The organism is Candidatus Villigracilis saccharophilus, from assembly GCF_016711665.1.
In genome coordinates this window covers 26,170-39,274 of the sequence record NZ_JADJSO010000001.1, presented here as the reverse complement: position 1 = coordinate 39,274, position 13,105 = coordinate 26,170, and the positions used below count along the sequence as shown (strand labels likewise).

The window sequence follows — 13,105 nt, the reverse complement described above, 5'->3', positions numbered from 1 at the left end:
CGTTATTCGTTATCTATGAATTATTTTTCTAGGAAGTTATCGAGCCATTTTCCAATGCCCGGATAATGGTAATTTCGTCCATTAAGGACGGAAATGGCTGCGATTAGGCGAACGATCATAAGGACGAACGAGAATGGAAATATGCATCCGAAGATCATAAATGGAAACATGAAAGGCAGGAAGAAAAATGGTGCAACCTCATTGCCAGATGAGGGGTTGTTCATTACTGTAAATATCGAACCTGACATTCCCAGGAAAACAACACCAAACACGCAAAAGAAAAAGCCTCCCAAAATTACGGCAACGATCATATCAAAAGCCAATGCTTGTAAGGCTTGGAATTTTACAAAACGGGACTTTTCCTTTTGAATTGCCCACACGATGATCGCCGCCAGCGGACCGAAAACATGTGCAAGAGCACCCATCATTTTTTCATCGGATGTTGGGGGGATGTTTTCGAGAGTGCTCATGACTGAATGATTTCCTCAACTTTTTGGGGCGTGATCCTGCTCGAAATAATCCCACCGATGATTGGGTATTTGAAATTCTTCCCGCGTATGGTAAGTATGCTTGCAGCGCCAGCCAACAGGTAATAAATTGGCATGGCAATCATTATTATCAGCCAGAAGATCATCAGAATGGCAAAGAAAAGCATGGAGATAATCCCAGCCGCAGGGGAAAGTTCGCTGTTGGGCGAAGTAGGTGATCCGCTAAATATCATTAGGCCAAATATCATGATAAAAATGAATGCCATGTATGCGACCGTGCCGATTATATATGCTGCGAAAGCGATTAATTGATAAATGGCTGCCTGCAGAGCCTGGAATCGAAGTTTCGCAGATCTTTCTTTTTGTGTGAACCAGACGATTAGCGGAGTGACAATGCCCCAGAGTTGTAATATGGCCGTTGAGTGACAAATACCGCTGACCCAGTTGTCCTCCCATTCTTCCGTTTCTTCTTCCCTGATCTGCTCGCCGAATAATTTCCCCTTCAGCCAACGGCCAATTATTGGATAGTTGAAATCGCGATCCAGCATACAAAAGACCGCGCCGATGATGCCGACCAGAAAGAAGAGACCAAACAGACCGAAAATACTTAACATAATAATTGGCTGCACGATAAATGGGAATACAGACATGTCTGTTGTTTCAATATTTGAAATGGCTGCAATTACTATTGAAATTACTATGCCGCCAAATACTGCAAAAAATATTCCGATGAACCATGCCCAGAAAGTCAGTGCCTGATACCCCATGGCTTGCAAAGCGTGAAAGCGGACATATTTAGATTTGTTGCGTTGAAAGGCCCAGATTAAGGTTGGCCCCACTGGACCAAAAAACGCAAATAGCACAGAGGCATGTGCAAGCGCCGCGAGAACTTTTTCGTCAGATGTTGGTTTTTCCATGATGATTTCCTCCTGAGGAGATTAATATAAACCAATCATACCCCTATTTTTTGGTTGCAGTGATTTATGAATTTCAAGATAAAAAAAACGTTCTCGTGGATATTATGTCCGAGACCGTTTTTCATTTTGCATTGCATTTCCCTCTCCAAATTCGCGCTATAAAAATGAAATGACTTGTGTAATCTTAATCGCGAATTTGGGGAGGGTGACCGAAGGTCGGGTGGGGCTGTGGACATTATGTCGAGATCGTTTTATAGCTTTAAATCGGCGGACTAAAGTCCTGCCTCAGTTTGTGGAAGTCGAATAAATTCGACTCGCTCATCCAGCCCGAAGGGCTTCCACGTACTGAGCAAGCGGCTTTGCGAAGCGCCCCGTGGGTTAGCCCTGCGTTGCCATTTCGCCCGAGACTGTTTTCATCCATTCCCTTCCCACCACCCCATCAACTCAGACATCGCCAGACTCGGCGTCGCATCACCCTGGCGACCTGAATTCCAAGTCACGATCAAATCCTTCTTCGCGCGCGTGATGCCCACGTACAACAAACGCAGGCGTTCCTTCACGTATCCCAGCCGCGAGTGCATGGTCGCTGTGCCTTCCTCGTACCAGTCATATTCGCTGTTCGATTCCAACGCAGTTAATTGTGCCAGAGCTTCTGCTTCCAAATTTAATTTTCCACGCACGAACCATTTTTCCGAGATGAACGAATCGCCTGGCATGTTCGACGGGAAGTCATAATTATTGACCGACATCATATACACGCGGTCCCACTCCAGCCCCTTGGCCTTGTGCATAGTGGTCACCACCACCTTGCCGCGGTGCCGTTCAGGGTCAAAGCCCGAATCGTCCGACGAGAAGCCGATGAAGCGCCGCTCGTTCTTCGCGATCACCGCCAGCTCCGACGTCAACTCAGGCAGGCGCCAATCCTTGTGGTCATCTGCCGCTTTGCGTAACACCAACGCAAGTTTATGCGCCAACGCCAGATCAGATACTTCAGTGAACACATCCTGTGCCAACGTCAACACCAACTGATCGATGGGAAGCGTGACCGCATTCAACCATCTCTGGACATTGACTCGGAATTCTTTTAATTCTTCGATGACTTGCATCGCTTCGGACTCACCGACAGTTGACAGCCAGTCATCGGCCTGGTTCGGCGCGATGAATTTTTCCACATAAACGAGCCTCCGCAAATCAGATCGTTGCCAGGGTTTTTGACGCAACCTCCTCGTTATTGGCATTATCCTCATCTGTTGGAGATTGCTTCGAGCCTTGCTCTCGCAACGACATGCCAGTGCGCCAATCCCTTCGAAAGACTTCATACGCCTTCGACAACTTCCGCGATGATTGTGGGTCAGCCAAATATGACAATAAATAATTCAACGATCCCGCCGCCGCGCGTGTATTCGCCGTGGACGAGATCAACTCGATGGCTTCCACGCCGCGCTTGCGAAGCGACTCAACCACTTCCACGCCGCGTTGATTGCGCGGGACAAGCACCGCGATGGTCGGCTTTTCTTCGTGCGGCGAATCAGCGAACAGATCCAAATGACCCTTGACCGACTTGACCACCGCTTCCAATTCATCTTCGGGTGTGAACTTCTTGCTGATGAACTTGATTCCCTCAGGGTTATCTGGCGGGTTGACAGGTTCGTAGCCCGCAGGCACAGGCTCAATGTGGGGAAGCGACAACGCCGTGCGCGCGTTCGGGTCGGGATGCGCGGTCATCACCCAATCGATGAGATGATTCGCCAGCGCGATCACCGCAGGCTGTGACCGTCCCGACTCGGGCATGTCCGCATTGGGGTTGATGCGAATAAACTCACGCAGCAGGTCAGGGTCCGCGGTTGTGAAGGTTTCAAAGATGGCTTGATTAGGGTCGCCCACGCGCACCCAGTTTCCACCTTCACCGCTCAACAATCCTAAAATCTTTTGTTGTGTTGCGCTTGAGTCTTGCGCTTCATCTTCCAAAATGAACGGATAGCGAAAACGTAAACGTTCTAGATATTCTTCGTCGTTTTGGAGCAGGGTCAATGCCAAACGAATCAAGTCGTCAAAGTCAACTGCGCCGCGATAGGCGAGCGCACGTTGATAGTCCGCGTAGATGCTCCAGCCGAGTTCAGCGAGCGGCAGCGGGGCGAAAGATGTGTCTAATTTGGCTCGCAGGCTATCGGGAGTCAGGAGGCGATCTTTCGACGAGCGGATAAATGCCAAAGCCAGCGAGTCCACTAAATTGGGCAAATGCTGACGACGCACCCAGTCCCGTTTGGAGACATCCAGCGCGGGGTCGAGGTAGTCATCCAGAAAATCGGGATGAGCCGCCAGCCAGGCATTCACTGACTCGCGGCGGATAAATTCCGCTTCGCGTTCGTCAATGATGCTGAATTGATTTTCAAGCCCCACGCTCGCAGGCTTCTCGCGCACAATGTCATGCGCCAGCCCATGCAAGGTGCGCACGCGATATTTATAAAGCGCCTGCACGGGATTCTCGAAAAAGCCTTTGATGCGCGCTTCGAAATTGTCCACCGCCGAATTGACTAGCGTCACAATCAGCACTTCCTGCCCATCCTGCAATTGGTTGTCGTGAATGATCTGCGCCGCGAGGGCAGAGAGAATATGCGTCTTGCCCGCACCAGGCACAGCGGCAATACCAAGCCGCCCGCCCGTGTAGCGGAGGATGTTTTGTTGGGAAGGACGAGGGGTGAAGGGAGGTGTCATGTTTTTACGCATCAGGGTGGTTTGAGAGTTTCTGTTTCGATGGGTTGATTCTACACTGTGAAACCGCCGTGGGATGAACCCCACGGCTATTCATACGAAGGCGGCTAAGCCGCCTAGTCCGCTTTAGCTGACTTTGTAGATATAGCACGGTGGTTTATCACCGTGCGGTGTTGATTGCGTCGAATAATTCATTTCGCGCAAACTATATTTCATCCATTTGCTCCATCGCAGGGATCAACGCCCCATCTGCATGATGTTGCTTCTGGTTCTGAACATATCGTACCACTGACGAAAGGTTTTTCTCGCCAAAAGATAAAACGCCATATTCATCCTGCCAGTAAAACTCGAAATCAGGTTTGATCACATGATTGATGAAATGTGAACTATTCCCTTTCACATCCCCTATGAATTTTGCAGGCGCAATCTTCGGGGGAATGGAGGCAACAAGATGAACGTGGTCTTCAACTCTGCCTATTGCGTGGACAAATCCGCCCATGTCTGTTGCCTTTGCGGCGATGGCGCGATACACTTCTGCCTCAATGACAGAATCAATTAATGGCAGGCGATTTCTTGTGCCCCATATAAAATGATAGTAAAGTTTCCAGTATGGCATAGGCTATGATTTCCCGCAGGGTTTGCTTGAAATTACCTGACACCTGACCGTCAACACTTCAACACCTGACACTTTTATACTTTCTTCTTCAACTTAATCTTCCTCGCGCTCATCAGACCATGGATGATATGCTCGAGCTCCTCGAAACTGTCATGGTTGATCATGTACAGGGAAACCCCTTTGTTTGCCGTGTCAAGTCTGAGTTTGTCAAAGGCGATAATATCCTTGTACTCGATCATGAGATCGGGCAGAAGATAGCGTTTTACGATGAGCTTGTCCCCAAAGCGCGCTTCCCTGAAAACGCGGAAAGGCAGGGAGAAAGCCATGATGCCAAAGATGACAGTAAGCAATCCTTGCGGGCTGTATGAACGTGTCACAATAAATTGGTATAAAAAGTAAAAGAATAATCCTATCCAGACAGGAAAAAGGATCATGGCAAACCGCATACTGCCATTGTATTTTGGCTTGTAAATCGTTTCACGACTTATATTTGTCATTTTCACTTACTCGCTTATCACTTTCTGAAATGCCCTGAGCAAAGTTCCGCGCTGTTCGAAGCCGGTTTCGCTCAGGTCGGCGATCGCTAAAAATAATTTTTCACGGCAGCGACGCAGCAAGCCGCTCACTAAACGTGCCAGCGATTCGGTTTCGGCGTTGACTTCATCCGTATCCATCCACAAGCGGCCTGGCTGCCAATGCCGGGATAAGACATAAGGCTGTGTCAGCGGCTGCGAGAGGCGCTGCACCCATCCGCTGGAGCCTGGGTCAAGCCAGAATTGCACGGTGACAGGATGATTCATCATCAGGAATGTGTGTGCGGGTGCAACAAGGACAGAGTCTTTATTTTCACTCCGCCAGGATTCCAAATATTGCGCGGCGATCACGCCGTCTTCCAGCATGGCAAGATATTCCCTGCCCAGATCAAAATCAGGATTCGTGTAAGATGACTCCATTGCATAGCGGAACTTCTTGATCGATTCGATCAGGCTGGCAGCCACGCGGATCGCGTCTTCATTTCGGTGGAATCCATGATCAGGCTGAGAGAGTACCTCGCCGAAAATTTTTCTTAAAAAGAAATCAAGTGGCAACGGGGCTTGTTCACGATAATCATTCAGCCAGGTACGCAGGTTCGTATATTTTTCGCCAAGCAGGTAGGTGATGCGTTCCTGCATTTCAGGTTTGATCTCTTCGAAACTAGAAAGCCGCAGGTCGCGTTGATGGTATACGATCTCGGTCAATAACTGTGCGCGGATCAGATCCGTGTTCAGCGCGAACATCAAGGCGTGGGTTACATCAAATTTTGTGGGGTGAACATTCCAATACGGGTGTGCCAGCGCAGATAGAGTCAGCAGGGTCTGGCTGCCAACTTCACTTCGTAAAGAGCGTGACGGGCGGTGGGTGCGTGATGGAATCCCAGCCTGATCCAAACGGTGAGTGATCGAGAAACGCAGTGCGTCCGAAAGATACGGCGCAAGCACCACGATCTCTGCTGGGGGAATGCCATCCTGTTCGATCAATGATCTGATCCTGGCGACAATATCATCCAGCATTTCAGGATAATAATGAGCCAGAATAAATTCCATTGTGTTGTTTAGATTCCCAGCTTCGGTCTTTTGATGGGTGAGGGCGGATACCAGTGTATTGGAAAGCTGGATCACATCTTCTGACGAGACGAAACTTTCCACAAACTCGATCCTTTCATCGCAAGCTTCGCTCAGGGCGTACCCTGTAACTGCATCGCCTCCGAGGAAGTAGCGATACCCCGCATCATTGTCGTAGATCAACAGCGCCGAGTCGAAGTCCGCCAGCCACTCGTGGATAATGTCATGTGCCCGCGGCGCGTCTTCTTCCACATTGTCATAAATCAAGTGACGGTAACTTTGTTTTAAATAATTCTGTACCTGTTCCTGCGGCCAAAGGATGTTGGTAAAAATTTCAAGCTGTAAAGAAAAATCCAGCAGGTTGTGTTGAAGACAAAATTCACGAAAGAGAGTTGCACATTCCTGTGCGTCTTGATAGATACGGCGCTGTCCAGGGTCGCCGAACCAGGCGGTATCCATGCGTGAGCCGATCTCTGTATACGGAAAACCGACGACTGCGGCCTTGTTTAGGTTATCGAGGATCTGGGAATATAAGCGGTTGCGGTCAATGGTCAGTGATTGGAAATAGCCTTGTTCCAAAAGCGGACGCACCAGATACGCCATATAGTATTGCGCGGTTTCGAGTGTTAGAAAAACTGGCGGCTGATCAGGATTTTTAAATCCCGCCGCTTCCGCTGCCATCGGCCAGAACAGGTCACACATGCGTCTGGCGAGGCCGCCAATGGTCGCGGAGGTGACTTCTCCGCCCGCGCGCCTTTCGGGGCTGGTCAGCAGGTCGAGATACGGCTCCTGCATTGTCCGCTGTGGAGTAAGCATGAGAATTGAATCTGCTGGGATACCTTGTTCAAGCAAATAACGCAGGCGTTCGATACCCGCTGTCGTTTTCCCTGTCCCTGCCGAACCGGAGACGAAGAGTCGAATATCGAGGGGCGATTCAATGACTTGAAGCTGGGTCAGGCTGAGGTTTGTCATGAGGCGAGTGACTTAATTCAAATGCTTATGGAAGAACTTATTTACGCGTTCCCAGGCATCCTTCGATGCGTCTGGAATATAAACCTGTGGGTCGCTGTCACGGAAGAAGGCATGACCTGAATTCGGATACATGATGACTTCATGTTCCACACCGACTTCATCGAGCAGTTTATCGAATTCTTCAACAGTGCCTGCGGGGATCGAGACATCTGCATCGCCGAATAGTCCCAGCACAGGCGCTTTGAGGTTTGTACGCAATAGATCGAAAATGGTTTGCATCCCGCCGCCGTAAAAAGTGCAAATTGCGTTTAAGGGGCGGCTGATGCCAAGGGTAAGTGACATGCGTCCACCAAAGCAGAAACCGACACTGCCGATTTTTCCATTGCAATCAGGGTGAGACATTAAAGCATCGAACAAGGATTGCAGGTCAAGATAAGCGTTGGGACCATATTTTTGTACGAGTTTCATGGCGGTATCGCCGTCGCCAAGCTGTGCAAGTTCGCCGTGATAAAGATCGGGCGCAAAGGCGAGATAACCTTCCTGGGCAAATCGGTCTGCGATGGATTTGGTTTGGGCATCCAATCCCCACCATTCCTGTATAACGATCACGGCAGGCCAGGGACCATTTCCATTGGGTGTTGCTATATAACCATTTACAGAACCAAGTTGAATTAGGTTGCTCATATATCCTCCTATCCTGCTGGTGTGGGGGTGGCGTCGCCAGTGGCGGGTTCAGGAGTTAATATGTCTTCACCAAATCCTCCAGTTTCATCAAAGAAACTGCCGCCATAACCGACGCTGCAAATACCAATATTGTCTTGAAGAATACAGCCATATAATGATCCGCTTGAAACCGTGCTTAATAAGGCTATAAGGTCTTCAGGCGTCTCTGCGAGCAGAGTTAATCTATTGCCATTCTTGTTTTCCTCGAAGAGCAGGATGCCGTTTCCTGCGCGGCCAATATCGCCAAAGTTCTTCAAGGTGATCGTGTCGCCTGATTCATCCAGACTGATATTAAATGGATTTATATAACTTGCCAGCTCTTCGGCATCTGCGAATGTGCCAAGTACTAAAACATCGCCATCGCGCGGGGTTTTGGTTGCAATTCGGATTTCAATTTCTGAGACCTTGAGTGCTGTTTGCAGCCCGCCGATCGCAGAGATGATCTCTGCGGTCAATTGGACCTCAGGCGCTGGATAAACTTGTAAAACGGATTGAGTAAAGAGGAATGGAAAATTCTCAAGCAATTTATTTTGTTTGCCTCCCAGGGTAAAGTCTGCGATATTGGCGATGAGCGTGGAGTTATCCAGCACGTTCTGATAGGGGGAGGAAAGGAATGTGAAGTCGCCGAACACGAGGACATTTCCATCTTCACTGAGCACTGCGCCACCCGAAGCTGGATCGTGCGCATCGTTGCTTGACGAAAGAGTTGCTTCTGTTCCTCGAAGCAGGACCTGCCCAGAGGGTGATTCGATCGAGTGCGTTCCATACAGGACAACTCGTTTCAGGTTCAAAGTCAGATCATTATTTTCAAAACTTTCAAAGAAGATATTCCTAAAATTGCCTTCATGTTCTTCGATATTGTAAAGGTAATCATTGTTGACCGAGATATCAAAAGCTGTCAATAAAGGGTTGACCAGATTTGTATCAGGGTAGGAGATGGTCGAGCCGCTAAAGAAATCAGTATATACCAGTCCGTGCGTGGCGTCGGTGAAGACCAGCAGCCTTCCACCGCGCTGCACGAATGCCTTGATAATGCGTATCTCGTCCGCGCTGAAAGCGGTGGATGGGGATATGACCGTGAGCGTGCTTGCATATTTCAGTTTGTATTCCAGCGAAGTGGCGTCTGAAATGTTTTCCACTTTTCCACCGCGTTTTTCAATGGCTTCCTGCAGGGACTTTACATCAGCAGGTTGATATTGGTTTGCATGTACCAGATCGAAGAGGATAATCCCATTTGTCTGCTCAATATTTGTGTTTACAGCAATATCCCCAATGGGAGGCTGGGAACTGATGAACGCTTGATAATCAGGCGTCGCGATCTTGCGCTGGTTTGGAAATCCGCGATAAAACATTAATCCGCGCGCCAGGATGGGGATGATGAAGGCTGCCAGTGCGATCCAATATAGATTCTTTTTCATGACAGCCTCTTATTGTTTTACCGGCAATTGCGGAATAAAGAGAAGGTACATGCCAGGTTTGGTTGGGTAGGGCAGGGTAATCCCTTCCGGACTTTGAATAAAGAATGGCGCTGCGGTGGAGCTTTGCAGTCCTGCCAGATGATACAGATCGACTGATCTGTAATTTGCGACGCGGGCCAGCTTCGCCGCCTTTTTTATTGCGTCATTTTCTGTGCCGAGTTCATCTGCGATTCCGAGTCGAACAGCATCGGTACCTGCCCAAATCTTTCCACTTAAAATAACTTCTTCTTCAATATTGAGTCTTTTCCCGCGCCCCAGCAGTACGGCTTGAAGAAATCCCTCTTTGATCATCTCTATCTGACGCATTTCAGCATCACGCGGCGAACCCCAAAGTTTATAAGGCCCGGTGGAGATGATATCTTCGAATATTACCGGGGCGGATGGCAGGTATCCGATCACACCAATATTTCCAACCAGTGAAGACGGCTTCGCGTAAATGTAATCGGTATTTACCGATAGATAATAAGCGCCGCTGGCTGACATGCCGTTCACAACTGTAACAACAGGTTTCTTGGCGCGCAGCCGTGAAAGCTCCATGTACACCGCTTCAGTGTCCACTACCGTTCCGCCGGGGCTGTCAAATGCCAATACCACTGCGCGAATTTCAGGGTTGTCGATTGCGTAATTGATCTGCGTGATCATCTCACGCGCAGTGAGAGGATAGATTGCATCATTGAGTTGAATAATTCCGATCACAGGCTGTGGAATGGCTGACGAGGCGATCAATCCCATCACAAGCGGAAGCGCGATCCATAATAACCAAATTCGGATTCTTTCCCATGTCAAGTCTGTTTGATTCATCATGACTCCTTTTTATGGCGCAGCCTAATCAGGATATACGAGATGGGGATGTTTGTCAATAAGGTTGTGTTTAGATATGAAGTATTGTATATTTGAAAAAAATATATTTCATGAGGAGATTCCCAAAATGCCCACACCAATCAAGGCCACAGTAAAAGTCGGAGCGAAACCGGCCGCGGCAAGTTCAGGTTCCATCGTCAGATTTTCAGATCAACTAACGAATTCGATTACAGATGTCGCCAAGATCATTGAACAGCACAAAGGGATGATTGATTCCATTCAAGAGATCGCGCTTGAATTAACGACCTCCATTGGCACGCTTCACACGCTCACTGTCAAGTATGCGCGTACAGCGAATCAGATATTGGATGTCCTTCTGCCCATCCTCAAGAACCTGCCGCTCATCCCAAAGAATGTAATGCAAATGCTGATCAACCTCGAAGTCACCACGCAAAAGATCATAGACAACGAGGCCGCCACATCCAGAACGATCACAGACGTTTCTGCGGGATTAAGGACCGGCGATGTGAATAGGATCCAGGGGCACGCGGGGCAGCTTCAGCTTGTAACGAAAACTCTGACAGACATGCTTCCCAAATAGGATGTGCGCGCTTCGTCTCTCTGAGGCTTGCTCTATGGTTCCAGACAATCTTTACCTTTGGGTTTTCAGGCATGGAAAAGGGAGATTTTGCTCACAGAAATCGTTGACAGGTGCGCCTTCCCGCATGTATAATAGCGTCCGCTAAATAACCCAGCTTCCCCGTGCTTCGGCGTAGAGTGTAAGTTCTCCGCAGGATACGCGGCGAAGTGATGACTGGAGAAAATAAATGAGAACAGCTATCGTTGAAAGTGGCGGCAAGCAATACCGCGCCGTCGAAGGTTCCACAATTGATGTGGATCGCCTCGCCCACGAAGTGGGTAAAAAATTTGACTTTGAACGTGTTCTGCTTATGGCAGACGGCGAAGTCGTAATGGTTGGTACGCCCACAGTTGGAGAGATTATCGTTTCTGCAACCGTGGTGGACCATATAAAAGGCCCCAAGGTCACCTCTTTCAAGTATCGTCCCAAGAAACGCATCCGTGTGAAGGGCGGTCATCGTCATTTCTACACACGCTTGATGATCGATTTCATTGGCAAAGCTGGTGAAGAGCGTAAGGTCGAGGCTAAGCAGGAAGTTGTCGCAGACGTTGCAAATGTCGAGACGACAGAAGAGCCGAAGGTCGAGAAGAAAAAGACTTCGACAAAGAAGTCCGCAGCAACCAAGAAGACTGAATAGAAGTATTGAGAGGTAGAAATGGCACATAAAACAGGTGGCGGATCAACCCGCAATGGTCGTGACAGCAATGCCCAACGTTTGGGTGTAAAGCGTTACGCCGGTCAATTTGTCCTTTCTGGCAATATTCTTGTTCGCCAACGCGGCACCAAGATTAAGCCAGGCATTAATGTTTTGGTTGGTAAAGACGATACTTTGTTCGCGATCGCGGACGGGATCGTCATGTTCGATGTAGTGCATGGACGCAAGCGCGTAAACATCGTCCCTGCTGAGGTGGAGTAACATGCAAGCAGAAATTCATCCTGTAGTTTACGACGCCAAGGTCACTTGCGCATCTTGTGGAAAATCATGGGTCACCACATCCACCAAGAAAGAATTACGTATTGACGTGTGCTCCAATTGTCATCCGTTCTTCACTGGTGAATCCGCCCGTATTATGGACATCGAAGGTCAGGTTGACCGCTTCTATAAGAAGCTCTCAGCCCGCCAGACTTACGTCGAACAGCAGAAGGCAAAAGAAGAAACTGCGAGTTCACCCGATCGTTCCATTGATGATCTCGAGCTTTCCCCGCGCGCAACCGATGCGCTCAAGAAGGCTGGCATCTTAAGCATTGGGCAGATCCTCGCCAAATTAGGCGAAGGTAATGCCGCCATGTTGGAGATCGCAGGTTTCGGTCAATCTTCTCTGACCGCCGTCAAGAAGAAATTGCGTTCGATGGACTTTGAAGTTCCAGAAGTTCCCGATCCTCCCAAACCGCCCAAGGCTCCCAAGGTTGTTGAAGCTGAAGTCGCTGAAACTCCTGAATCTGAAGCAGGCGAGTAGCTTTTTTTATTCGATACTTTGTCAGAGAACGATTTCTCAGGTAAACTAGACAGGCAGATGCAAACGCATCTGCCTGTTTTTATAATCCCAATACAACCCTTTCCAGTTGTGGGAGAGGGGGAGAGTTTGAATGAGACATACGCACGGTTCCATTGAAGTTGTCTGCGGGTCCATGTTCAGCGGCAAGACCGATGAACTCATCCGCAGACTTGTACGCGCTACGATCGCAAAGCAAAAAGTTCAAGTGTTCAAGCCTGCCATTGATATTCGTTATGCGGTCGAAAAAGTAGCGTCGCACACAGGCTCGACCTTTGACGCGATTCCTGTTGAGAGATCTGCAGAGATACGGTTAAAATTAGACTCAGATACAACGGTCGTTGGGATCGATGAGGCCCAGTTCTTCGACGATGAAGTGGTGGCGGTCGCCAAAGAATTGGCGGCGCGCGGCGTGCGCGTCATCGTGGCGGGCCTCGATACGGATTTTCGCGGCGAGCCGTTTGGTTCCATGCCGATCCTCATGGCTGAAGCGGAGAATGTGGCCAAGCTCCATGCGATCTGCATGGTGTGCGGTGATGACGCCTCGCGCACACAAAGATTGGTCAATGACAGGCCCGCTCGTTATGACGATCCTGTAGTCATTGTCGGCGCATCTGAAATGTACGAAGCACGCTGTAGACAACATCACGAAGTCCCGCGGTGA

14 protein-coding genes and 2 pseudogenes are annotated in these 13,105 nt (G+C 49.2%); 6 read left to right on the top strand and 10 right to left on the bottom strand.

Translation table 11 applies throughout. The annotated features are described in order from the left end of the window. Window positions 1-20 precede the first annotated feature (20 nt). The 10 genes from IPL17_RS00190 to IPL17_RS00145 all read right to left on the bottom strand — a co-directional run bounded on the left by IPL17_RS00190 (window position 21) and on the right by IPL17_RS00145 (window position 10,308). Window positions 21-470 carry a DUF4870 domain-containing protein gene (locus IPL17_RS00190; protein WP_345305049.1) on the bottom strand — a complete coding sequence of 150 codons (450 nt, stop codon included), beginning with the start codon at window positions 468-470 and terminating at the stop codon, window positions 21-23. Then, complete coding sequence (locus IPL17_RS00185; RefSeq protein ID WP_345305048.1) at window positions 467-1,405, bottom strand: DUF4870 domain-containing protein; 939 nt, start codon at window positions 1,403-1,405, stop codon at window positions 467-469. Before IPL17_RS00185 ends, IPL17_RS00190 begins: the two co-directional genes overlap by 4 nt. A 413-nt stretch (window positions 1,406-1,818) precedes the next feature. Continuing rightward, window positions 1,819-2,577: a 3'-5' exonuclease gene (locus IPL17_RS00180; protein WP_345305047.1), complete on the bottom strand. Its 759-nt coding sequence runs from the start codon at window positions 2,575-2,577 to the stop codon at window positions 1,819-1,821. Window positions 2,578-2,596: 19 nt separating this feature from the next. Then, window positions 2,597-4,120 carry an ATP-dependent helicase gene (locus IPL17_RS00175; protein ID WP_345305046.1) on the bottom strand — a complete coding sequence of 508 codons (1,524 nt, stop codon included), beginning with the start codon at window positions 4,118-4,120 and terminating at the stop codon, window positions 2,597-2,599. 202 nt (window positions 4,121-4,322) lie between these two features. Continuing rightward, the gene (gene tnpA / locus IPL17_RS00170; RefSeq protein WP_345305045.1) at window positions 4,323-4,733 is read right to left on the bottom strand and encodes an IS200/IS605 family transposase; all 411 of its coding nucleotides are present in this window, start codon (window positions 4,731-4,733) and stop codon (window positions 4,323-4,325) included. Between the two features lie 74 nt (window positions 4,734-4,807). After that, entirely contained in the window at window positions 4,808-5,230 is a 423-nt protein-coding gene (locus IPL17_RS00165) for a hypothetical protein (protein WP_345305044.1), read from the bottom strand. Window positions 5,231-5,236: 6 nt separating this feature from the next. Beyond that, entirely contained in the window at window positions 5,237-7,306 is a 2,070-nt protein-coding gene (locus tag IPL17_RS00160) for a UvrD-helicase domain-containing protein (RefSeq protein ID WP_345305043.1), read from the bottom strand. 12 nt (window positions 7,307-7,318) lie between these two features. After that, window positions 7,319-7,990 (bottom strand): dienelactone hydrolase family protein, encoded by a 672-nt coding sequence (locus IPL17_RS00155; RefSeq protein ID WP_345305042.1) that lies wholly within the window; start codon window positions 7,988-7,990, stop codon window positions 7,319-7,321. An 8-nt stretch (window positions 7,991-7,998) separates the two neighbouring features. Continuing rightward, window positions 7,999-9,447: a DUF4350 domain-containing protein gene (locus tag IPL17_RS00150; RefSeq protein WP_345305041.1), complete on the bottom strand. Its 1,449-nt coding sequence runs from the start codon at window positions 9,445-9,447 to the stop codon at window positions 7,999-8,001. Between the two features lie 9 nt (window positions 9,448-9,456). Beyond that, complete coding sequence (locus tag IPL17_RS00145) at window positions 9,457-10,308, bottom strand: S49 family peptidase (protein ID WP_345305040.1); 852 nt, start codon at window positions 10,306-10,308, stop codon at window positions 9,457-9,459. Between the two features lie 127 nt (window positions 10,309-10,435). Here IPL17_RS00145 and IPL17_RS00140 point away from each other — a divergent pair, with 127 nt between their 5' ends. From IPL17_RS00140 to IPL17_RS00115, 6 genes and pseudogenes are all read left to right on the top strand, one after another. Then, on the top strand, window positions 10,436-10,909 hold the full coding sequence (locus tag IPL17_RS00140) for a hypothetical protein (RefSeq protein ID WP_345305039.1): 474 nt from the start codon (window positions 10,436-10,438) through the stop codon (window positions 10,907-10,909). Window positions 10,910-11,135: 226 nt separating this feature from the next. After that, on the top strand, window positions 11,136-11,585 hold the full coding sequence (gene rplU, locus IPL17_RS00135; RefSeq protein WP_345305038.1) for a 50S ribosomal protein L21: 450 nt from the start codon (window positions 11,136-11,138) through the stop codon (window positions 11,583-11,585). Between the two features lie 18 nt (window positions 11,586-11,603). Then, entirely contained in the window at window positions 11,604-11,864 is a 261-nt protein-coding gene (gene rpmA / locus IPL17_RS00130) for a 50S ribosomal protein L27 (RefSeq protein WP_345305037.1), read from the top strand. 1 nt (window position 11,865) lies between these two features. After that, window positions 11,866-12,069, top strand: a pseudogene (gene rpmE, locus IPL17_RS00125) (50S ribosomal protein L31); the annotation flags it as partial. 39 nt (window positions 12,070-12,108) lie between these two features. Continuing rightward, window positions 12,109-12,405: pseudogene (locus IPL17_RS00120) on the top strand (DNA-directed RNA polymerase subunit alpha C-terminal domain-containing protein); the annotation flags it as partial. 130 nt (window positions 12,406-12,535) lie between these two features. Continuing rightward, entirely contained in the window at window positions 12,536-13,105 is a 570-nt protein-coding gene (locus IPL17_RS00115) for a thymidine kinase (RefSeq protein WP_345305036.1), read from the top strand.